We start from the raw sequence: 18,705 nt of genomic DNA on the forward strand, positions 1-18,705 counted from the left end.
AGTCGAAACGCTTAGACGCTATCCGGCCAACGTCGGCACATGAGCGACCTGTTGGTTCGGGCGGCACGCGGCGAACGGACCGAACGCCCACCGGTCTGGCTGATGCGGCAAGCCGGGCGATACATCCCGGAGTACCGCGACATCCGCGAGGAGTACACGTTCAAGGAGGCCATCAAGACGCCAGAGGTGGCCGAACGAATCACCCTCCTCCCGTGGGACCTGTTCGAACCGGACGGACTCGTCATGTTCTCGGACATCCTCACCGTCCTCGAACCGCTCGGCTTCGACTATCACATCGAGAGCGGCGTCGGCCCCGTCGTCTCGAACCCCGTCACCGACCCGGACGACGTGCCGACGGAGTTCGCGGACGTCGCCAGCGAAATCGGCTACGTGGGCGACCTATTAGGCCGATTGCAGGCGAGCATCGGCGACGAGACGAGCATCATCGGCTTCTCCGGCGGTCCGTACACGCTCGCCTCCTACGTCGTGGGCGACGAACCGACCTCCCGCAAGCCCATTCGTCGGTTCCGAACGAATCACCCCGAGGCGTTCCGCAACCTGCTCGAAATCTTTACCGACGTTGTGGAGGAGTACGTTCAGTACCAAGTCGAACGGGGCGCGGACGTGATTCAGGTGTTCGACACGTGGGCGGGCGTGTTGACGCCGGACGACTACCGCGAGTTCGTCCTCCCGCACCACAAGCGCATCTTCGACGCCATCGACGTGCCGTCCATCGTCTTCGCGCGTCACCCCGGCGGCAAACTCGACCTGCTCGCGGAGGCGGGCGCGGACGTCGTCGGCCTCGATTGGACGGTGGACATGGCCGACGCCCGCGAGCAACTGGGCGACACGCCGGTTCAGGGCAACCTCGACCCGTCGTACCTCCTCGGGAGTCCCGAGTTCGTCCGCGAGAAGACCCACGAGGTCATCGAGAAGGCGGGCGACTCCGGACACATCCTCAACCTCGGTCACGGCATCGATAGGACGACACCCGTCGAGAACGCGAAGGCGTTCGTCGACGCGGCGAAGGAAGTCGAACGATAGGAAATCTCATTCCTTCCTGACGACACGACCACGTATGTCCCTTCGCTTGGTTGCCCGAAAGGATTTCCCCGATTTTGCTCGGAAGAAGTCGTTTTTGGCCGTTACAGTCGTCCTCGCCCTGCCCATCCGCTCGCTCTCGGCTACTGTCGGTTCGAAAACGCCGACCTGAACCGATCACACCGCGAACCGTTCGGCCAACGCCTTCGCCTCCCGAATCCGACTCGGGACGCCCATCCGTCCGGTGTAGTTAGTGGCGAGGTGGATTCCGTCCGGCGTTTCGAAATCATCCAGCACATCCCACGACTCGTCGTACGCCGGAAATCCCCGGTGGAGTTTGCGGACGCTCAGCACGTCGGCATCGGTTCCCATCACGTCCGCGAACTCCGTCGCGGCGATGTCGCCGAGCGCCTCGTCGCTCTCGTCCAGCAGTTCCGGGTTCTTCATCCCGCCGAGGAAAACGGTATAGACCCCATTTTCGCCGTTCTCCGACCGCCCGTTCCGACCGAACATGCTCGCGTTCCACGAGACGCCGAGGGTGTCGAGCCCTTCGTCGTGGCGGACCTGATAGCCGAAGCCGTCCCGGTCGGAGTCGGCCCGCAGGTGGACGAGCGCGAGCGGGTTGTAGGTCAGTTCTCGGAGCGAGTCCGCGCGCTCGGCGAGCGGCGAGAGGAGGTCGGCGCTCGCCTCGGCGGCCGTGGTGACGACGACCGAATCGACGTCGAACGATTCGTCGTCCGTTTCGAGGCGATAGCCGCCACCCGCTTCCCGAATCGCCTCGACCGGCGTTTCCAGATGGACGTTCTCGCGGTGAGCGTCGTACAGCGCCTCAGGAAGCCGTTGAACGCCCTCCTCGAAGGACATGGCGGGTGCCGAACTGCCACCGGCCGTGGCGCGCTTCAGGACCGGCGTCAGCAGGTCGCCGTACTTCTCTTCCATCCGCAACACGCCGGACAGCGAGTGTTTGACGGGCATTCGCTCCGGAAGGGAACCGTACGTCCCGCCGAACAGCGGACCGATGAGGTTTTTGTACGCTTCCTCGCCGAACTTCCGGGTGAACATCTCGGCGGCGGTCTCATCGGGGTCCGCCGGGGCGGTTTGCGGTTCTTCCAGCACGTCGAGTTTGCCCCGCCACGAGAGGAGGTCGGTGTGCCCGAACTCCTCGATGGAGAACGGCGCGCGTCGAAGCGCGCCGTTCGCGTATACGAACAGTTTGGTGTCCCCCGCTTCGATGACTTCGTCCTCCAACCCGAGGTCCGTGATGAGTTCGTCAACCGGCCCGGTCCGTCGGAGTCGCTGTGGCCCCCATTCCAGCAGGTGGCCATCGACGCGTCCGCTCCGAATCACGCCGCCCGGTTCGTCGTCGGCTTCGAGGACGACGTACTCGGTTCCCGTCCGTTGGAGGTCGTGAGCGAGCGCGAGTCCGGTGATGCCCGCGCCGACGATTCCGACCGTCATCGGCTGAGCGGGGAGTTGAGACACATCGTGCCGGGCGTGTCCTTGCACTGACACTGGCGGAACTGGTAGTAAGTGGGGTCGAAATCGGCGACGAACGGCTCCACGAGGTCGGCGAGGACGCCGCCGAAGCGCTCGTCATCGTGCGGAACCGGGACGCGATAGAAGTCGAGTCCGACCTCCTCGGCCTCCTCGCGGAGTTCGTCGTCCAACTCCGAGAGCGTCTCGCTCTGTTCGTGCATGAAACTGACCGGGTCGACGACGACGCGTTCGGCGTCGATGCCCTTCACGACTTCCTCGACTTCGGGTTCGGTCCACGGAATCTCCCGGTTGCCGTGGTTCTGGAAGCCGAGCGAGTACGACTCGACGCCGAGTTTACTCGCCATCACGTCACAGAACTCGTCTACGTAAGTATCATACCGGCTGCCCTCGTCCAGGTAGTGGCTCGGCGTTCCGTGTGCGGAAAAGAGGAGTTCGGTGTCGTCGTCGGTCAGGTCGAGACCCTCCCCGTCGGCGAACTCCCTGATGTTCTCCGCGCGAATCCGGTTGTACGTCGGGTGTTTGTGCCATCCCGTGATCTCGTGAACCGGAACCTCCCACTCGCGCGCTTCCACCGCGTCGGTGAGTTCTTCGAGCGACGCGACGGTGGTCGAGGCACCGCAGAGCGGGTAGACCGGAAGGCCGATGAGTTCGTCCACCCCGTCTTCGTGTGCCTTCTCCACTGCGTCCGCGATGAATGGTTCGGTGAACTGAAAGCCCACGTAGGTTTTCGCGTCGAGGTCACGCGCATCGAGTTCGGTTTGCAGGGCGTCGGCTTGCGCTCTCGCTTGCGGGTCGAGGGGCGACCCACCTATCTCCTCGTACTCCTCTATGAGTCCGGGTGCGCGGCGTTCGGCCAACTGCCGGGAGCGTCGGCGTGCCTCCTCTTCGGTGGTGTCCCCTTCGAGGTCGGCGTTGTTCATGAAAATGCGCTCGAGATAGTCGATCACGCTCTCTCGCGTCGGTTCGTCCGGCTCTCCGAAGTTGAGTACCACGACGCCAGTCGTCATGGTCGAACGTCGGGACGGACACGCCGAATAGTTGTCGTTTGCGGTGTGCGGGCGAACGTTTTTCATCGCGATTCGGACACCGTCGTTTCCGACGACTCCCCGCTGCCGACGCGATAGCGGTTTCTACCCCAAATCGTTCACAGCCACTCGTCGGCCCACAGTTCCAGTTCCTCGAAAATCGGACAGAGCGAGCGACCCTTCTCGTTGAGACTGTAGTACGTCGCGATCGGCGCGTCCTCCTCGGTGCGACGACTGACGAACCCCATCTCGCCGAGGTCGTCCAACACGCGCGAAAGCGTCCGCGAACTCGCCCCCGTGGAGCGCTTGAGTTCGTTGAACCGCTTTTCTCCGTCCTGTAAATCGTGGAGGACGACCAGACGCCACTGGGACCCGATCTGCTCGACCGATTCGACCACCGGACAGACGTTTTTCTCGACGGATTCGGACATTCGTTGTTCTCGTTCCGTTCCACTCCGCGAGGGTATAAATCGGTTCGTATTCCAACCACGTAACGGAATGATACCTCCCCGACCACGGAAAGGCGATCCGAACGCGATCAAAAGGTAATATATATCCTTCGTCTATGGCAATATTTGGTATGAAACGGGCACTCGCGGTCGTCGAGGCATCCGAATCGGCGAAAGAACTCGTTCGAGAGGCGGGCGAATTGGCAGCGGGCGTCGGGGCGGAACTCGTCTTGCTCCACGTCACGACCAACGAGGAGTACGAGGAAACGCGCACGTCGCTGGAGCGGATTCCGAACCTCGAAAGCTCCTACACCGCGGGGCAGGCGCTCGAAGGTGCCCGACAGTTCGCACGGGACATCGGGCGGGAAGTCCTCGACGGCGTCGACGTCGAATACGACGCCGTCGGGCGTGTGGGCGACGAACGCGACCAGATTTTAGACTCGGCAGACGATTTGGATTGTGATCACGTGTTCCTCGCGGGGCGAAAGCGCTCCCCCACCGGTAAAGCCCTGTTCGGCGACAGAACCCAGGCGGTCATCCTCGACTTCGACGGTGCTGTCACCGTCGTCACGGAGTAAGTCCGCCCGTCCTTTCTTTTCTCGGAATCACAACAGGTAAGGTGGCGCTCCACTGACAATCCGATGAATGTTCGGACGATTGTTCGGTCGACAACCCGTCTCTTCCACGATATCGCTGTCCCTGGACGAGTTGTTCAACCTCTGTCGGGTCGAACGACGCAGACACGCTATCACGATAATGGCCGACGTGGAGGACGTCATTCCGATGCGGACGCTCGTGGATGAGGTCGCGTCCCGCGAGTTCGGTCCCGACCGGACCACGAACGAACGGACCACCGTCTACACGACATTCTACCAGCAACATATCGCCATCTTGGACGACGCCGACGTTCTCTCGGCACCCGACGGTCCCAGCGGGATGCTCGTCCCCGGGGAGAACGCGGAACCCCTCTCGGAACTCCTCTCGTTCATCGAGTCGGTTTCGGAGTGAGTTCGACGTTTTTTCTCCAGTTCCGCCGTCCATCCTTACCAGTCGTCGGCCAACTTTCGCCGCGCGACGAGGTATCCGGCGTGCGTTCGCCACCGTCGTCCGCTTTTCACGTGTTCGACGCGATAGCGCGCTCCGCAACTCCCGCATCGTCGGCGTTCCGGTCGTTTGACCGCTTTCGACGCGCGAAACCGGCGCGCATCCCAGTCGCACGACGAACAGACGAGTCGGAGTCGCGCGTCCGAGAACGATTGGCAGTGACGCGGCGCGTCGAGTTCCTCCGCTTTCGCGCCGAACCGCGCGCCGTGTCCCGACTCGCCGAACTGCTGAAACTCCCACGCGTGTATCAACTCGTGTCGAATCGTGCCCGTGAACTCCTCCCACCCGAACGAGCGATACGCGTCCCACGTCAACCGAATCGTTACTTTTCCGGTCGTCCGGTCGTACAGACACACCCCCGCCCGACGAACCGCCCGGTCCGAGTACTCCCAGTCGAGAGCGTCGAAGTCGACGGCTATCGGAACCGTCTCGGCGTAGCGTTCGGCCGCGGAAAGCAGTTCCTCGCGGGTCTCCGGTTCCATCGCCGGACGATTCGAATCGCCGGACCATAGAAGTGTCCGTCCGCGTACCGGGTCGCGTTCCACCATCTCGCTACACTCGTTCCAACTCTCCCGTTCCGCAGTACGGACAGCGGGCATCGGGTCCGGATCGCGTGGCGACGCGACCGCACATCGAACACGACCTGATTCGACGTTCACGACGCTCGTGCCGGGCTTCGAGGAGCTCGATTCTCTCTTCGGCTTCCTCGAGACGCCGTTGGAGCGTCTCTATTTCGGCGTGCAGTTGGTCAAACAGCCTTCGTCGTGCGTGCTCCCGTCGGGTGTCCGTCGCATCGATTCGTGGTCGTCGGGAACGCCACCGATCGTGCTTGTCCGTCATCATTTTCCCACGGTATCGAACGGGATTGACGGGTATCAATGGGTCGGCGGATGCGAGAAGTCGATCGCATCGGCTTGCAATAGAAAGCAACAGGTGGGATATCGGAAAATACGACTTTCCCGATGGGTGTGGCTGGAGAGCGTGATGACGACCAGTAGCGACGGATTCCGGCCCGGCATCCGCCGGCCATGACCGCGTAATCCACCTCCGTGGTCACGATCGATACTTCGTTTTCGGCGATTCCGCGGCGCGTTCGTCACTCCATGGCGTCGTCCGGCCGTTTTACTTCGAGTGGCGCGTACAGGCGTTTTCGCGCGTCGGGAAGATAGAGTCGCTCCTCGATGAGGTTCCCGTCTTTCAGTTTCAGCAGTGCGTCTCGTGTCGTTCGGGCGGGTAATAGCGCCTCGTTGCGCACCCCCTTCTGTGTCATCGGTGCGTCCTCTTCGAGGACCCGGAAGACGAGTTTTGCACTGGGTGGCAGTTCGATAAGCCGCTCGAATCGTTCGTACGGGGTACTGTTACTGCCGGAGTGTCCGGCAAAATCGATCACTGGTGTTCGACATACCACTCACCCCTTGGATATCGTGGTTGTTATTTATTTCGGTACTGATAGACGTATAGAAGAATCGCCACACGCAACCACCGTTGAGTTATTCATAGATTCCATAACCACAAGATATAAAGATGCTATCGCGAATTGTTCATTAACGAACCGATTTCGTGAGGAAACGGGGACACCGGGACCAATCATGGCTGTTGACGAACCAACGATACTCGTCGTCGATGACGAGGCAGACGTTACGGACCTGTACGCGACGTGGTTAGAGAGTTCCTACGATGTCCGTCGCGCATACGAGGGCCGTGAAGCGCTGGAACTGCTCGACGGTGAGGTGGATATCGTCCTCCTCGACCGTCGGATGCCCGGCCTCTCCGGCGACGAAGTGCTTTCGGAACTCCGGAACCGGGAACTCCACTCGCGCGTCGTGATGGTCACGGCCGTCAAACCCGACTTCGACATCATCGACATGGGGTTCGACGATTACCTCGTCAAACCGGTTTCGAAGGACGACCTCTTCACGACCGTTCGGGGGATGCTCACGCGGGTCGAATACGACGAAACGATGCGGACGTATTTCTCTCACGTGTCCAAACTGGCCATCCTCGAAATCGAAAAGGACGAGGAGAGTTTGCAGAACAACGAGGAGTATCAACAACTCCGGCAAGAGGCCGATAGCCTCCGCGAGACCGTTGACGACTCCCGCGAGAACTTACAGGATCACGACGATTTCGTCGGCGCGTTTCGGGACCTCGATTGAGTACTCCGATCCGACGTCCAAGGTGTTTTTTACACTCGCTACGGCCTTTCAGTATGGACCTTCCCGACGGATGGACGGCGAACACCGTCCGCGTAAACGGCGTCGAGTTGCAGTACTACCGCACCGGCGGCGGGCCGACGTTGGTTCTGGCACACGGTTTTTATAGCAACGGACGCTGCTGGGAACGGTTGGCGACCGACCTCGTCGACGATTTCGAACTGGTGCTCTACGACGCGCGCGGCCACGGCGGTTCCGAAGCCACGGAAACGGGGTACGGAATCGAGGACCGAGTCGGTGACCTCGTCGGCCTCATCGGGGAACTGTCGCTCGAAAATCTCGTCCTCGTCGGGCACTCGATGGGCGGTTCGACGGCGGCGTGGACGGCCGCGATGCATCCGACGCTCCCGCGCGCCGTCGTCCTCGAAGACCCCGCCGGTATGCACGGACCGCCCGATACCACCCCGGAGGAACGCGAGCGGATGGTCCGTGAGACGGTTCGCGAGTGGGAAAGCGCCTCGATGCAGGAACTCGTCGCCGAACACGACGAGTGCGAACCGTCGTTGGCGCGACGCCTCGCGGTCGCGTCTACCGAGTGTCGTCCGGAAATCGCGGCCATCCCGAGGGAGGGCTACCCGCCCCTCGAAGCGGCGTTCCCGGACATCGACTGTCCGACGCTCGTTTTGAAGGCCGACGCCGACCCCGAGACGAGGGTGACGGACCTCGACCGCGCCGACCGATTGGCGGACGGACGGCTCGTCCACATCCCCGATGCGGGCCACTGCGTGCTTCGCGACGAGTACGATGCCGCATACGCGGAGATTCGGACCTTCCTCCGTCGGCTCTCGTCGGATTCGAACGCCGAAAAGTAACCAACTACTGACCAGTCCATCCGTAATAGTAAAGCTGTGGAGTTCACAGACTCTGGACATGGGCGACGAGGAAGAAGCGGAGATACTGGCGACGTTCGGACTGACGGGGGAGACGACCGAGTCACCGGAACGGCGGTTCGAACGTCGAGTGCTCGCCGCGATGGTGGACGCGCGGCGTGCCGGTGTGAACTACTGGCGACTGTTCGAACTCGTCGAACGACAGCAGCGGGCGGCGGTTCGCGCGTCGTTTTCACACGGGGAGTTCGGCGTCGACCATTCGACGGTGGACGAGGCGACGATACAGTATTCACAGGTCGTTCACGCTACGGCGCGGGCACTCGATTCGGGCGCATCGACGCGGGAACTGTTGTTCAACCTCGCGAGCGCGTATCAACTGTTCGAAGACGATTGGTCGAAAGAGCGGTAGCTGTCGGCGTTGTGATAAAGAAATACCTCGTGTACCCCTACCCGAGGTAACCGGGAATTGACGACCATCCGATAAATGCTTTGTGTTCTCGGGCCGCGTCAGAGCGCGACCGTGTACACCGATTCGTCGTACTCCTCGGAACCGATTTCGACGGTTTCCTCGTCGGTTTTCTCGAACCCGAACCGCCGGTAGAACTCGATTCCCATCCCGTTTTGCGAGAGCACCATCGCCCGGATTCGCTTCATGTTGATGTCCCGAAAGTCGCCCCGTAACCGCTCGTAAAGCGCGGTTCCGATGCCGTCGCCCCAGCGGTCCGGGTCGACGTACAGTCGGAGCAAATCGCCTTCGTCCTCGTGACAGACCGCGTGGCAGAAGCCGAGGAGTTCGTCGTCTCCCGTCGCCACGAGGAACGCCGTTCCGGGTTTCTCGACTGCCGCCGATAGCGACTCGTCCGAGTACCACGACGATACCGTCCCGTCGATGGCGTCATCGTTGACGAACGTCTCGTATGCTTCCTTCCACGAACGTCGTGCGACGTTCCGGACCGATTCGAAATCCTCCTCGCTCGCCGGTCGTATCTCCATTCGTCGTTCCCCCGGCAATCCGTTCAGCGTGACCGATGGTAACGGCGTTGAATCACAACCGTCGTTGCGGAAGGAAAAGTCAGCTTTCTTCCACTTTCGGTCGCGACTCCTCGAACACGAGTTTCGACCCGGGTTCGATTCCGACCCTGTCGGCGAATCCCTGTCGCATCTCGACGACGTATTTCGCGTCGCCGTCGCTTTGATAGCTCCGTAACTCGCTGTCGCTCGCGTTCGGTTGCGTGTCGGCGTGCGCGACGTTGAGGACCGTTCCGTTCTCCGAGACGAACACCATGTCGAGAGGGATGAGCGTGTTCTTCATCCAGAAGGACTGGACCGCCGGGTCCTCGAAGACGAACACCATCCCGTGATTTTTCGCCAGCGATTCCCGGTACATCAGTCCACGCTCGCGTTCTCCGGCGGAGTTCGCGACTTCGAGGGTCACGGTCGTTCGATTCCCTCCGGTGACGAACGCCGCGTTGACGGTCTCCTCGACCGTCGTCGGCGTCTGTGTTCCTTGGTTTCCACCGTCGCTTCCGAACCCGCCCCCGGCACAGCCGGCCAGCACGAGTAGACAGACGACAGAGAGGACCGCACTCACGCGCATGCCTCTCGAAACGGGCGCGACCGACAAAAGTTCGTGGTGTGGAGGGGACTTGTCCCGCCCGGTTCCGCCTCTCGGTTCAGTTCCCGGTCTCGTCCTTCTGCACCGTCTCCTCGCCGATGAAGCGGGGGCGCTCTTCGAGCGCGAGGAAGTTGTTCACGTCCTCGCGGGCTTCCTTTGCCTTTCCTTTCTCGGGGTCGTAATCGCGGCTGCCCTCGCTGCCGAGGGCGTCGTGGAGCGCGTCCAAGTCCTCGAAGTACAGCTCCGCGATGCCGTCGAACTCTGCGTTTTCGGGGTCGGTCGGGAGGACGGTGTCGTATTTGACGACGCCCTCGATTTCGCGGGCGATGGGTGTGTGGTTGTTCTGCCAGTGGTCCACGAACTCATCGTGGGTCATTCCCTCCTTGCGGACGAGGAAGGCGGAGTGTTTGTACAGGCCATCCGTCTGGCCGCCGACCTCGTCCTCGCGGTCGGTGCCTCGCGCTGCGGTTTCGTCCTTCTGGGTGACGATTTCGCCGATGAACCGGGGACGCTTTTCGAGTGCGAGGAAGTTATCTACGTCTTCGCGGGCTTCCTTCGCTTTCCCCTTCTCGGGGTCGTAGTCGCGGCTTCCCTCGCTGCCGAGGGCGTCGTGGAGCGCGTCTATGTCCTCGAAGTACAGTTCGGCGAGGCCGTCGAACTCCGCGGCCTCGGGCGTCACCGGAAGCACGGTGCTGTATTTGACCACGCCCTCGATGTCACGGGTGATTTTCGTGTGGTTGTTCTGCCAATACTCCACGAATTCCTCGTGGCTCATGTCGTCCTTGCGGACCAACAGGGCGACGTGCTTGTACATCTCGTTCGAGGCCACAGTCCGTGCTGTGATAAATGACGCGAAGCGTGTCGCCTCGGACGATTTTCGTCCGGGTTCAACACCATCGTTTCCGGTGTTCGGCCCCTCGCTTCGGACGATTTTGTCCGACGCGATTGGACACGGACTATCCACCCCGGAATAATCTATCACGGACGATTCGGGAAATTACATAACGTCGCTCCGTGTACGGTTTCGCATGGGGTTCTATCAACGCGATTTCATGGAAGGGACGCGCGGAACGATGAGCGTCGATTGGGAGGAGCGAATCGACATGCAGCGCATGCGCGAGGAGCGCAAGGAACGCGCCCTCACCCGGATGCGCGAGGCGGGATTGGGGAGCATGCTCCTCATCAACGACCCGAACGTGCGCTACGTGACGGGCCTCGCCATGACGGGCGGGTCCGGCGCTGACCACTACACCCTGTTGACCGAGGACGGCGACATCGTCCACTGGGATACGGCGGACCACGCGAGCAACCAGAAGTTCAACTGCCCGTGGATTTCGGACATCCGGTACGCCTGCCCCGGACTCGGAAACGTCCCACGCGCGTCGGGACGCGACTCGGCCCGCGGTTGGCTGAAGGACAGGATGGCGGGACTCGTGTACGAGGCGATGGAGGAGTACGGCGTGGCCAAGGAGCCCATGGGCATCGACATCGGTAACGCTCCGCTCATCTCGAAGTTCGAGGACCGCGGCGTGGACGTTCGGACGGAGGAATGTGCGGAGGTCATGGAGAGCGCCCGCAAGGTCAAGACGCGCGACGAAATCGAATGTCTGCGAATGGTCGCCGCGCTCTGTGAGGCCGGCTTCCAGCGCATCACGGAAACAGCGAAACCCGGCGTCCGCGAGTCCGAGGTTTGGGGCGAAGCCAGCAGCAAGCTTTGGAGCCTCGGCGCGATGGTGCAGGGCGGCTACGTCACCTCCGGGCCGAACACGTGGCCGAAACACCAAGCCAACACCACGGACCGCATCATCCGCCCCGGCGACATCGTGTACGCCGACTTCTACAACATCGGTTTCATGGGTTATCGCTCCTGTTACTACCGGACCTTCAGCATGGGCGAACCCACACAAGCCCAACAGGATGCCTACGAAACCGCCCGCGACAACCTCTACGACGTGCTGGAGCGCATCGAACCCGGCGCGACGACGGACGAAATCTGTCGGGGCTTCCCCGACATGGAGGGCGAACACGCCGACTGGTACGACGCCACCGACCACTGGCAGATGACGACCAACCACTGGGCGCACGGCCTCGGACTGCAACTGTACGAAGTCCCGCTCATATGGCGTGGTATCTCGCCGGACCACCCCATCGAAATCGAGGAGGGCATGACCATGGCTGTCGAGACGATGGAACCCGCGGACCGGCAGGGCGTCCGCGTCGAGGAGATGGTCGTCGTCCGCGAGAACGGCGTCGAGATCCTGAGCCAGTGGCCCGTCGAGGAAATCACGCGAATCGATTACTGAGTCGAACCGAGTCGAGAGAACGTTTTTCTCTCCCTATCGTTTCGTTCAGTCCTCAGTCAGTCGGCCTTCGAAGATTCAGTCCTTCCAGCGGCGTGTCCATCGACGTAGCCACGTATCCCTCCGACGACCCGCGGCCACTTCACGAGCAGGAAGCCACAGAGGATGGCGAGGAAGCCGCCGCCCGTCGTGACGGTGAGTCCTTCTCCGAGGACGACCCACCCGAAGACGGCGGCGAAGGGTGGAATGACGTACTCGATGAGTCCCATCTCTATCGGGCCGAGTCGGTGGAGGAGGCGGAAGTAGACGAGGAACCCCAGCGCGCCGGGAACGACGGCGAGGTAGAGCACCCACGCGAACGAACTCGTCGTCGGCGTGGCGGCGGCGAACCCCTGCCCCGGAACGACGAACGCCGCGGCGTCGAGCGCGAGCGCGCCCACCGCGAGCATCCACGCTTGGAGGGAAAGCCCGGAGAGTCCGGCCTTGCGCTCGTCGGTGAAGACGGCCCCGACGACCCACGCGACGGCGGACCCGAGGACGAACCAGACGCCGATATCGCTGAGGAAGCTCCCCGCGCTCGGGTTGGCGATGAGGACCACCCCGACGAATCCGAAGAGGACGCCGACCGCTCCTCGTGCGGAGATGGACTCCTCCGGGCGGAACGCCGAGGTGACGACGGGCGTGAGGACCGGAACCAGACCGAGAAGGGTCGACGCGACGGCGCTCGTGACGTACTCCTGCCCGGCGAAGAGGAGCGCGTGGTGGAGGCCGATATTGAAGGTGCCGCCGACGAGGATGGGCGTCCAGTCCCCCCACCCGCGCGGTCGGAGTGAGCGCCCGGACGTGGCCGCGACGGCGAGAAGGATTAACGCGGCCACATCGAAGCGGACGGCACCGAGGAGTATCGGCGGAAATCCGGTGAGTGCGGCCTTCGTCGCGGGGAACGCGGTCCCCCACGCGGTGGCGAGCGCGAGATAGAGAACGACGTCGCGACGGGTGGCCATTACCGACATCTTGTCGGTGGCCCTTAGGTGGGTTTCGATACGAAACGCGAATTCGACGAATCGTTCCTGTTCTTGGGCGTGATTCGGTGGAAAACCCGGCTGCTCGAAATCGAGCCCTTTCGTCGAATCGTCCGCTCTCACTCCCGGTTCCCCATCACGAACCATTACGTTCCCGCGAACGAAATCCACCCAACATGAGCACGCCGGAGTACCGCGAGCAGGTGGAGGCCGCCTATCCCGAACTCCAGTCCATCGAGAGCGACGGGTTGCGCGAGAAAGTCGTCGAGGCGTGGGTGTTGGCCCTCGAACGTGGTGGATGGAAGGACATCGAGGATATCCCCTACGCGTGGAACATCCACGAGAAGACCAACGTGGAGCACGTTCGCGGCGTGACGCGTATCGCCATGCGCTCGGCCGAAGAACAGCGCGAGTTCCACGGTGCCGACCCGGACGAGGATACAATCATCGCCGCGTGTCTGCTTCACGACGTCGGAAAGTGCTACGAGTACGTGGATTTCGCCGAGGAAGATCAGTTGCTCGACCCCAACCCGACGTACGCCACGGAGGAGATCCCCCACTCCCTGTCGGGGTACGCGCTAGCCCACGAGGTGGGCTGTCCGATCTCGGTCCAGCGCGCGATTCCCCACTTCCTCGGCGAGGTTCCGACGCGCACGCTGGAAGCCGAACTCGTCAAGAGCGCGAACTCGGCGAGTTCGAACGCCATCACGCAGTCCGCGATGGGCATCACGCTACAGGAGTGGGTGGAGAAGTACAGCCAGACGCAGTGAAGTCCGGAAATCCCCCGAGTTAGAGCCACTGTCGGCGAGACGAGACGATGTCGACGCCGGGACTGTAGTAACAGACCGGGTCCCCGTCCGGGTGGGCGAAGTTGTTTGCGCGGAAAATCTCGTTCACCCCGAATTCGACCGTCGCCGGACGGAGCGACCACACGTCGTGGTCCACGTTCGCGTACCCGATTTTCCCATCCCTCCCGCCGACGTAGAACCGATAGCGCGCGGTGAGGAACGCGGCCAGCGATTCCGGGGCAGCGTCGAGTCGCCCGCCGGTCGGTTCGTAGCGCGTGTCGAACCGCAGCGGTTGGTCGCCGGGATGGGCGCGACGGCTTCGAAAGCGAACCGTTCCGTCCCGTTCGGCCATTTCGATGTTCGCGTTGTAGTACGGCAGTCCGAAGGCGAGACGGGCGGCGAGAACGGACAGCGGGCCGTCCGCTTCGAGGCTGTAGAAGAACACGGCGGGGCGGTCCTCCCCCGGCACCGTGACGTAGGTTCGGAGGTTGAGTTCGGGGAGGTCCACCCCGACGCTGGCGGGCAGTCCCTGCGGACGCACCGCGACGTTCGTGAAGGGGACGACGCTGAGCCACGCCTTCCCGTCGTACGTATCGACCTGAAGCCCCTCTGGAAGTCCCCTCTCCACGATTTCCGGTTCGACCGGCCAGTTGGCGAACAGCAGTCGTCGCCACCCCATCTCGATACCGAGCATTGGGAAGTGATTGGAAGCGGCCGCCAAAAGCAGTTCCGTCGTCCAATTGTCCCCTCAGACCGACGTCCAATACCTCCGTTCAGACCGACGTCCGATTGTCCTCTCAGACCGTCTCCAACCCGTTCTCCTCCCGGAGCACGTTGATGTACGAGCGGAACCCGCTCTCCAGGTCGTAGCGCGGTTCGTAGCCCATATCCTCCTGAATCGCGGTCATGTCGAGCTTCTGGGTCCACGGGAGTTCGCCCTCGTCGGAGACTTCGAGGTCGGCGTCGGGCATGATTTTCTCGACCGTCTCGGCGGCCTCCCGAATCGTCGCCACGGTGCCCCGCACGTTGTAGACGCGTTGGTTCAGGTCCTCGTCCGGCGTGAACGCCGCGCGGCGGAACGCCTGTGCGATGTCCTCCACGTGCTGCCAGTCGATGACTTGGTCGCCGTACTCGACGCTGAACGGTTCGCCGAGCGCGGGCTTTTCGATGATGTTCGCGAGGAACGCCGAACCACCGGTTTCGCGGTACGGACCGTAGGCGACGGTCGGACGCAGTGCGACGTGCGACAGGTCGTGGTCCTCGAAGTACACCTTCGCCTGATGTTCGTTGAACTCCTTGCTCGCGCCGTAGAGCGTGTCGGGGTACACGAGGTCGTCCTCCGTCACCCACCCGTCGTCGTAGTTCGCGGGTGGAGCGAACACGGCCGCGCTGGACGCCCACGCCACGCGCTCCACTTGGTCGGCGAACGTGCGCGCCGCCTCGAAGATGGTGTTCGTGCCGCGTACGTTCACGTCGATGGCGAGGCGCGGGTTCTCGCGCGCCGTCGTCGTGAGGAGGGCGGCGAGGTGGACGATTCGCGTGGTTCCCGTCTCACGAATCGCGCGATACACGTCCGTCGAGTCGGTGATGTCGCCCCGTCGTACCTCGACGTCGTCCGCGATGCCGAGTTTCTCCAAAATACGCGTGTCCGTCGAGAGGTCGTAGGCGACCACGTCGTGGCCGTGGTCGAGCAGTTCCTTCGCCGTGTACGACCCGATGAAGCCTGTCCCGCCAGTGACGAGCACCGTCTCGCTTTGCGCCATGATTTGGCATCTCGTGGCGGCAGGAAAAGGCTTTCTTCCTGTTTTTTCGTGACGGGCTTGAATCGGGTTACTCGTGTAGCCCGCCGGTTTCGGCGTAGAACGACGATTCTAGCTGTTCGGCCATGTCCTCCTCGCGGTCGATTCGCGTGTCGATGACGAAGGGAACGTCGCTCTCCTTCCCCGCTCGAAGCGCGTCGGCGAGTTCGTCGGGCGTCGTCGCCCGCGTTCCGTCCGCGCCGAATCCCTCGGCGACTTTCACGAAGTCGGTGTCGTGGAACTCGACGCCCGCGATGTCGCCGTCCTCCTCTTGCATCTGGCGAACCATGCCGAGACTGGTGTCGTTCAACACGACGAACGTCGGCGCGACGCCGTTCTCGACGGCGATTTCGACGCTCGTCATGGTCATCGTAAAGCCGCCGTCGCCCGCGACGCCGATGACGTCCTTGTCGGTGGAGATGGCGGCGCTGACCGCGGCGGGTGCGGACCACCCCATCCCGCCGACGCCGCCCGACCCGAAGTACGTTCGGACGGCGGGCGTCTGGAGGTAGTTCAACAACCAGAAGCGGTTGTTGCCCGAGTCGGCCGTGACGATGGTGTCCCCGTCCACCATCGCCTCGATTTCCTTGACCGCGCGTTGGGGTTTGATGGGCGATGCGTCGCGCTCGCATTTCTCGGTGAAAAACGACTCGCGGGCGGTTTCGGCCCGTTCGCGCGCCCAGTCGTTGTCGGCGCTTCCGCCGTCCAAAAGCGCCCGGAGGCTCTCCTTCGCGTCGCCGATGAGTCCCACGTCGGCGGGGTACACCCACCCGGCGTTTCGGGTGTCGATGTCGGCGTGAATTATGGTCTGTTCGTCCGGACGGATGAACGAGGGTGCCTGCCAGTTGGTATCCATCGGGTTCATCCGGCATCCGACGACGAGCAGGGTGTCGGCTTCGCTGACGACCTGGTTCGCCCCTTCGTGACCGAACGAGCCGATGACGCCCGCCGCGAGGTCGTGCGTCTCGGGAATCGTGGATTTACCGAGGTAGGAGGTCGTCACGACGGCGTCGTAAGCTTCCGCGACAGCTTGCAGCTCGTCGTACGCGCCCGCCGAGTGAACGCCGTTTCCGGCGACGATGACGGGACGCTCCGCGGCTTCGAGCGCATCGACCGCCGTGCTCACGTCCCGGTCGGTCGGTTTGGAATCCCAGTTTCGGACCTGCTCCTCGCTGTCCCACACGGGCGGCATCGGATTCTCGGGGACCGTCCCCGTTATCGCGCTCCCGTCGAGGATGACGGCGGTCGGTCCCGCCCGCCCCGCCGTCGAGTGTTTGAACGCTAATTGAACGCTTCGTACGGTTTCGGTCGGCGTGCGCGGGAACCAGTGTTCCTTGGTCACGCCGTCGAGAATCTTCGGGAGCGAGAGGCCGCCGTAGTCGCCGCGCGACTGCTGGTACGGGGCGAGCGTCGAGTAGTCGCCGCGCTCGCTCGCCTCCGTCAGGACGACCATCGGCGAGGAGGCGAGTCGCGCCTCCATCTGGCCGATGACGCCGAGGCTCCCTATCCACGGTCCTTGTCCGGCCAGCACCGCGGGTTTGCCGTGGAGTCGGCCGTACATCTCGGCCATCACGCTCCCCTCGCGTTCGTCGCGCGGGCGAACCACGTCCACGCTCGATTCCGGGAGGTCGTCGAGGAGTTCGATGACGCGTCCGCCCGGATAACCGAACACGTACTCCACGCCCAGCGATTCGAGGACCGAAACCAGCGCCTCGCTCGTCGTCTCCCCCTCGCCGTCGTCAACGCCTGTCATGTCACCGGAAGCCACCCGCTCTCGTCCCTTGGTTCTGTCGATTATCACGGTCGAAGATGCAATATCTCGCTTCGGGCACGAGTTCTGATTTCCGCACCGATAGGTTGGTGGGGGCTACGTTCGCTCGTCGTCCGGATACACCGTACACTCGATGAGCGTCTTCACGCCGCGACGGAAGCGCTCCGACGCCGCCGTTTCGGAGATGTCGAACCGATCGCTCAGGTCCGCGAGCGAGTTTTCCCGTGGAATCTCCAGATAGCCGCAGTCGACGGCCGTAACCAGCGTTTCCCGCTGCGGGTCGGTCAGGCCGAACTGCGGGGTGTCCAGACTCCCGCGCTCCTCGTAGAACCGGTGGAGCACGATCCCGATTTCGTGGGACCGACAGTGCTCACAAAAGCGGCTAAACCCTTCTTTGGTGGGAAACGCCGTGCGGAACTCCCACCCGCGGTGTGTCGCGGTGACGTGTCGAAGGACGCTCGCCTCGTCGAGCAGAACCGGGTAGATGCTCGCCCGTTGCCCTTCGTCCTTCAATTCGACGCGGTACAACCGTTGGTCGCTGATTTCGATGGCCTCTTCCGAGGTTGCGACGGTCGGGTCCGATTCGAGGCCGCCCTCGAAGGCATCGAAATCGCCGTTCTCCGCCCAAAAGAGTATCTGATGCCGCCCTTCTGCCGTCCGATCCGACTGTTCCCACGTGATCTCCATTTCGGGGACGACGCCCAACGCTTCCCGGAGGATCGGGTAATCGAGCCGAAATTCTACGATTATCATGTCGATCACTCCCGATTCCGATGATGGAACCGATGTCTTTTGCTAGCTGCTAACAATTCGCAACACAGGGTTAAAAAGACTATGAATATTTGTGCAGATTAGTTATCAAACCGAACCGAAAAGTGAACGATGAACGTGAACACGGATTCGAAGACGATAGACGAGATGTTCGATCTTTTCAGCAGCGCACGGCGGCGGCGGCTGTGGCTCTATATGACTGACACGGACGACGAGATGTTTCCGTTCGAGGAACTCGTCGACCATCTCACGATGCGGGAGGAAAACGGGGGGAAGGAGGAGCTCCGCCGAACTTCTATCGAGGCGACCCTCCACCATATCGACCTTCCGAAACTGGGGGATTTCGGTCTCATCGAATACGACGCGAGAAGCGGAACGGTCCGGTGCGGTGACACCGAGATGAGGCCCTTCATCGAGGATCTGGTTCGAATAGGTCCATAGTTCAACCGCTCCTTTCGCGATTGCTGCCGGAAATCGATG

24 protein-coding genes are annotated in these 18,705 nt (G+C 62.5%); 10 read left to right on the forward strand and 14 right to left on the reverse strand.

The window, feature by feature from the left end; translation table 11 throughout:
- Window positions 1-39: 39 nt before the first annotated feature.
- The gene (gene hemE, locus LJF34_RS18995; RefSeq protein WP_231186886.1) at window positions 40-1,044 is read left to right on the forward strand and encodes a uroporphyrinogen decarboxylase; all 1,005 of its coding nucleotides are present in this window, start codon (window positions 40-42) and stop codon (window positions 1,042-1,044) included.
- 34 nt (window positions 1,045-1,078) lie between these two features.
- On the forward strand, window positions 1,079-1,213 hold the full coding sequence (locus tag LJF34_RS29045) for a hypothetical protein (RefSeq protein WP_255666269.1): 135 nt from the start codon (window positions 1,079-1,081) through the stop codon (window positions 1,211-1,213).
- A 5-nt stretch (window positions 1,214-1,218) separates the two neighbouring features.
- Here the strand turns inward: LJF34_RS29045 and hemG are convergent, their stop codons facing one another.
- The 3 genes from hemG to LJF34_RS19010 all read right to left on the reverse strand — a co-directional run bounded on the left by hemG (window position 1,219) and on the right by LJF34_RS19010 (window position 3,994).
- Window positions 1,219-2,523 carry a protoporphyrinogen oxidase gene (gene hemG / locus LJF34_RS19000; RefSeq protein WP_231186887.1) on the reverse strand — a complete coding sequence of 435 codons (1,305 nt, stop codon included), beginning with the start codon at window positions 2,521-2,523 and terminating at the stop codon, window positions 1,219-1,221.
- Window positions 2,496-3,545 (reverse strand): ferrochelatase, encoded by a 1,050-nt coding sequence (hemH, locus tag LJF34_RS19005; RefSeq protein ID WP_231186888.1) that lies wholly within the window; start codon window positions 3,543-3,545, stop codon window positions 2,496-2,498. The genes hemG and hemH overlap by 28 nt, the downstream gene beginning before the upstream one ends.
- Window positions 3,546-3,682: 137 nt before the next feature.
- Window positions 3,683-3,994, reverse strand: coding sequence for a helix-turn-helix domain-containing protein (locus LJF34_RS19010; RefSeq protein WP_231186889.1), 312 nt, complete (start codon window positions 3,992-3,994; stop codon window positions 3,683-3,685).
- Window positions 3,995-4,143: 149 nt separating this feature from the next.
- On the opposite strand from LJF34_RS19010, the gene LJF34_RS19015 reads away from it, so the two are divergent.
- Together LJF34_RS19015 and LJF34_RS19020 are read left to right on the forward strand one after the other, a co-directional pair.
- Window positions 4,144-4,590 carry a universal stress protein gene (locus LJF34_RS19015; protein WP_231186890.1) on the forward strand — a complete coding sequence of 149 codons (447 nt, stop codon included), beginning with the start codon at window positions 4,144-4,146 and terminating at the stop codon, window positions 4,588-4,590.
- A gap of 67 nt (window positions 4,591-4,657) precedes the next feature.
- Window positions 4,658-5,020 (forward strand): hypothetical protein, encoded by a 363-nt coding sequence (locus LJF34_RS19020; RefSeq protein WP_231186891.1) that lies wholly within the window; start codon window positions 4,658-4,660, stop codon window positions 5,018-5,020.
- A gap of 35 nt (window positions 5,021-5,055) precedes the next feature.
- Here LJF34_RS19020 and LJF34_RS19025 read toward each other — a convergent pair whose 3' ends face one another.
- From LJF34_RS19025 to LJF34_RS19035, 3 genes are all read right to left on the reverse strand, one after another.
- Window positions 5,056-5,598, reverse strand: coding sequence for a SprT-like domain-containing protein (locus tag LJF34_RS19025; protein WP_231186892.1), 543 nt, complete (start codon window positions 5,596-5,598; stop codon window positions 5,056-5,058).
- A gap of 70 nt (window positions 5,599-5,668) precedes the next feature.
- The gene (locus LJF34_RS19030; RefSeq protein WP_231186893.1) at window positions 5,669-5,956 is read right to left on the reverse strand and encodes a hypothetical protein; all 288 of its coding nucleotides are present in this window, start codon (window positions 5,954-5,956) and stop codon (window positions 5,669-5,671) included.
- Between the two features lie 256 nt (window positions 5,957-6,212).
- Window positions 6,213-6,506, reverse strand: coding sequence for a hypothetical protein (locus LJF34_RS19035; RefSeq protein WP_231186894.1), 294 nt, complete (start codon window positions 6,504-6,506; stop codon window positions 6,213-6,215).
- Window positions 6,507-6,705: 199 nt separating this feature from the next.
- Here LJF34_RS19035 and LJF34_RS19040 point away from each other — a divergent pair, with 199 nt between their 5' ends.
- From LJF34_RS19040 to LJF34_RS19050, 3 genes are read left to right on the forward strand one after another with little or no spacing between them, the layout of a single operon-like run.
- Entirely contained in the window at window positions 6,706-7,272 is a 567-nt protein-coding gene (locus tag LJF34_RS19040; RefSeq protein ID WP_231186895.1) for a response regulator, read from the forward strand.
- Between the two features lie 53 nt (window positions 7,273-7,325).
- Complete coding sequence (locus LJF34_RS19045; protein WP_231186896.1) at window positions 7,326-8,141, forward strand: alpha/beta hydrolase; 816 nt, start codon at window positions 7,326-7,328, stop codon at window positions 8,139-8,141.
- A 58-nt stretch (window positions 8,142-8,199) separates the two neighbouring features.
- The gene (locus tag LJF34_RS19050; protein WP_231186897.1) at window positions 8,200-8,568 is read left to right on the forward strand and encodes a hypothetical protein; all 369 of its coding nucleotides are present in this window, start codon (window positions 8,200-8,202) and stop codon (window positions 8,566-8,568) included.
- A 98-nt stretch (window positions 8,569-8,666) separates the two neighbouring features.
- On the opposite strand, the gene LJF34_RS19055 is transcribed toward LJF34_RS19050, so the two are convergent.
- From LJF34_RS19055 to LJF34_RS19065, 3 genes are all read right to left on the reverse strand, one after another.
- A complete protein-coding gene (locus tag LJF34_RS19055) occupies window positions 8,667-9,152 on the reverse strand; it encodes a GNAT family N-acetyltransferase (RefSeq protein ID WP_231186898.1) in 486 nt (161 codons plus the stop codon).
- Between the two features lie 79 nt (window positions 9,153-9,231).
- Window positions 9,232-9,756, reverse strand: a complete 525-nt coding sequence (locus tag LJF34_RS19060; RefSeq protein WP_231186899.1) for a DUF192 domain-containing protein — start codon at window positions 9,754-9,756, stop codon at window positions 9,232-9,234.
- A gap of 76 nt (window positions 9,757-9,832) precedes the next feature.
- Entirely contained in the window at window positions 9,833-10,588 is a 756-nt protein-coding gene (locus tag LJF34_RS19065) for an EthD domain-containing protein (RefSeq protein ID WP_231187248.1), read from the reverse strand.
- A 214-nt stretch (window positions 10,589-10,802) separates the two neighbouring features.
- Between LJF34_RS19065 and LJF34_RS19070 the strand changes: the two genes are divergently transcribed.
- Window positions 10,803-12,077: a M24 family metallopeptidase gene (locus LJF34_RS19070; protein WP_231186900.1), complete on the forward strand. Its 1,275-nt coding sequence runs from the start codon at window positions 10,803-10,805 to the stop codon at window positions 12,075-12,077.
- A 56-nt stretch (window positions 12,078-12,133) separates the two neighbouring features.
- On the opposite strand, the gene LJF34_RS19075 is transcribed toward LJF34_RS19070, so the two are convergent.
- Window positions 12,134-13,243 (reverse strand): DMT family transporter, encoded by a 1,110-nt coding sequence (locus LJF34_RS19075; RefSeq protein ID WP_231186901.1) that lies wholly within the window; start codon window positions 13,241-13,243, stop codon window positions 12,134-12,136.
- Window positions 13,244-13,272: 29 nt separating this feature from the next.
- Between LJF34_RS19075 and LJF34_RS19080 the strand changes: the two genes are divergently transcribed.
- Window positions 13,273-13,866, forward strand: coding sequence for an HD domain-containing protein (locus tag LJF34_RS19080; protein WP_231186902.1), 594 nt, complete (start codon window positions 13,273-13,275; stop codon window positions 13,864-13,866).
- Window positions 13,867-13,885: 19 nt separating this feature from the next.
- Here the strand turns inward: LJF34_RS19080 and LJF34_RS19085 are convergent, their stop codons facing one another.
- The 4 genes from LJF34_RS19085 to LJF34_RS19100 form a co-directional block, all read right to left on the reverse strand.
- Window positions 13,886-14,578: a DUF2071 domain-containing protein gene (locus LJF34_RS19085; protein ID WP_231186903.1), complete on the reverse strand. Its 693-nt coding sequence runs from the start codon at window positions 14,576-14,578 to the stop codon at window positions 13,886-13,888.
- Window positions 14,579-14,681: 103 nt separating this feature from the next.
- Entirely contained in the window at window positions 14,682-15,647 is a 966-nt protein-coding gene (locus LJF34_RS19090; RefSeq protein ID WP_231186904.1) for an NAD(P)-dependent oxidoreductase, read from the reverse strand.
- A 67-nt stretch (window positions 15,648-15,714) separates the two neighbouring features.
- Window positions 15,715-17,436, reverse strand: coding sequence for a thiamine pyrophosphate-binding protein (locus tag LJF34_RS19095; protein WP_231186905.1), 1,722 nt, complete (start codon window positions 17,434-17,436; stop codon window positions 15,715-15,717).
- 114 nt (window positions 17,437-17,550) lie between these two features.
- Entirely contained in the window at window positions 17,551-18,207 is a 657-nt protein-coding gene (locus LJF34_RS19100; protein ID WP_231186906.1) for a helix-turn-helix domain-containing protein, read from the reverse strand.
- Between the two features lie 129 nt (window positions 18,208-18,336).
- On the opposite strand from LJF34_RS19100, the gene LJF34_RS19105 reads away from it, so the two are divergent.
- Window positions 18,337-18,666, forward strand: coding sequence for a hypothetical protein (locus LJF34_RS19105; protein WP_231186907.1), 330 nt, complete (start codon window positions 18,337-18,339; stop codon window positions 18,664-18,666).
- Window positions 18,667-18,705 lie beyond the last annotated feature (39 nt).

This window comes from Haladaptatus sp. DYF46 (assembly GCF_021083305.1).
Taxonomy (GTDB): Archaea; Halobacteriota; Halobacteria; order Halobacteriales; family Haladaptataceae; genus Haladaptatus.

What these genes read in the sequence shown, in the direction of transcription:
- hemE (WP_231186886.1), top strand. Translation starts at nt 40, where the DNA reads ATGAGCGACCTGTTGGTTCGGGCGGCACGCGGCGAACGGACCGAACGC.
- LJF34_RS19065 (WP_231187248.1), bottom strand. Translation starts at nt 10,588, where the DNA reads ATGTACAAGCACGTCGCCCTGTTGGTCCGCAAGGACGACATGAGCCAC.
- LJF34_RS19080 (WP_231186902.1), top strand. Translation starts at nt 13,273, where the DNA reads ATGAGCACGCCGGAGTACCGCGAGCAGGTGGAGGCCGCCTATCCCGAA.
- LJF34_RS19105 (WP_231186907.1), top strand. Translation starts at nt 18,337, where the DNA reads ATGAACGTGAACACGGATTCGAAGACGATAGACGAGATGTTCGATCTT.
- LJF34_RS19010 (WP_231186889.1), bottom strand. Translation starts at nt 3,994, where the DNA reads ATGTCCGAATCCGTCGAGAAAAACGTCTGTCCGGTGGTCGAATCGGTC.
- LJF34_RS19040 (WP_231186895.1), top strand. Translation starts at nt 6,706, where the DNA reads ATGGCTGTTGACGAACCAACGATACTCGTCGTCGATGACGAGGCAGAC.
- LJF34_RS19045 (WP_231186896.1), top strand. Translation starts at nt 7,326, where the DNA reads ATGGACCTTCCCGACGGATGGACGGCGAACACCGTCCGCGTAAACGGC.
- LJF34_RS29045 (WP_255666269.1), top strand. Translation starts at nt 1,079, where the DNA reads ATGTCCCTTCGCTTGGTTGCCCGAAAGGATTTCCCCGATTTTGCTCGG.
- LJF34_RS19060 (WP_231186899.1), bottom strand. Translation starts at nt 9,756, where the DNA reads ATGCGCGTGAGTGCGGTCCTCTCTGTCGTCTGTCTACTCGTGCTGGCC.
- LJF34_RS19030 (WP_231186893.1), bottom strand. Translation starts at nt 5,956, where the DNA reads ATGACGGACAAGCACGATCGGTGGCGTTCCCGACGACCACGAATCGAT.
- LJF34_RS19090 (WP_231186904.1), bottom strand. Translation starts at nt 15,647, where the DNA reads ATGGCGCAAAGCGAGACGGTGCTCGTCACTGGCGGGACAGGCTTCATC.
- LJF34_RS19075 (WP_231186901.1), bottom strand. Translation starts at nt 13,243, where the DNA reads ATGGTTCGTGATGGGGAACCGGGAGTGAGAGCGGACGATTCGACGAAA.
- LJF34_RS19020 (WP_231186891.1), top strand. Translation starts at nt 4,658, where the DNA reads ATGTTCGGACGATTGTTCGGTCGACAACCCGTCTCTTCCACGATATCG.
- LJF34_RS19085 (WP_231186903.1), bottom strand. Translation starts at nt 14,578, where the DNA reads ATGCTCGGTATCGAGATGGGGTGGCGACGACTGCTGTTCGCCAACTGG.
- LJF34_RS19095 (WP_231186905.1), bottom strand. Translation starts at nt 17,436, where the DNA reads ATGACAGGCGTTGACGACGGCGAGGGGGAGACGACGAGCGAGGCGCTG.
- LJF34_RS19100 (WP_231186906.1), bottom strand. Translation starts at nt 18,207, where the DNA reads ATGATAATCGTAGAATTTCGGCTCGATTACCCGATCCTCCGGGAAGCG.
- LJF34_RS19025 (WP_231186892.1), bottom strand. Translation starts at nt 5,598, where the DNA reads ATGGAACCGGAGACCCGCGAGGAACTGCTTTCCGCGGCCGAACGCTAC.
- LJF34_RS19055 (WP_231186898.1), bottom strand. Translation starts at nt 9,152, where the DNA reads ATGGAGATACGACCGGCGAGCGAGGAGGATTTCGAATCGGTCCGGAAC.
- LJF34_RS19050 (WP_231186897.1), top strand. Translation starts at nt 8,200, where the DNA reads ATGGGCGACGAGGAAGAAGCGGAGATACTGGCGACGTTCGGACTGACG.
- LJF34_RS19015 (WP_231186890.1), top strand. Translation starts at nt 4,144, where the DNA reads ATGAAACGGGCACTCGCGGTCGTCGAGGCATCCGAATCGGCGAAAGAA.
- hemH (WP_231186888.1), bottom strand. Translation starts at nt 3,545, where the DNA reads ATGACGACTGGCGTCGTGGTACTCAACTTCGGAGAGCCGGACGAACCG.
- LJF34_RS19070 (WP_231186900.1), top strand. Translation starts at nt 10,803, where the DNA reads ATGGGGTTCTATCAACGCGATTTCATGGAAGGGACGCGCGGAACGATG.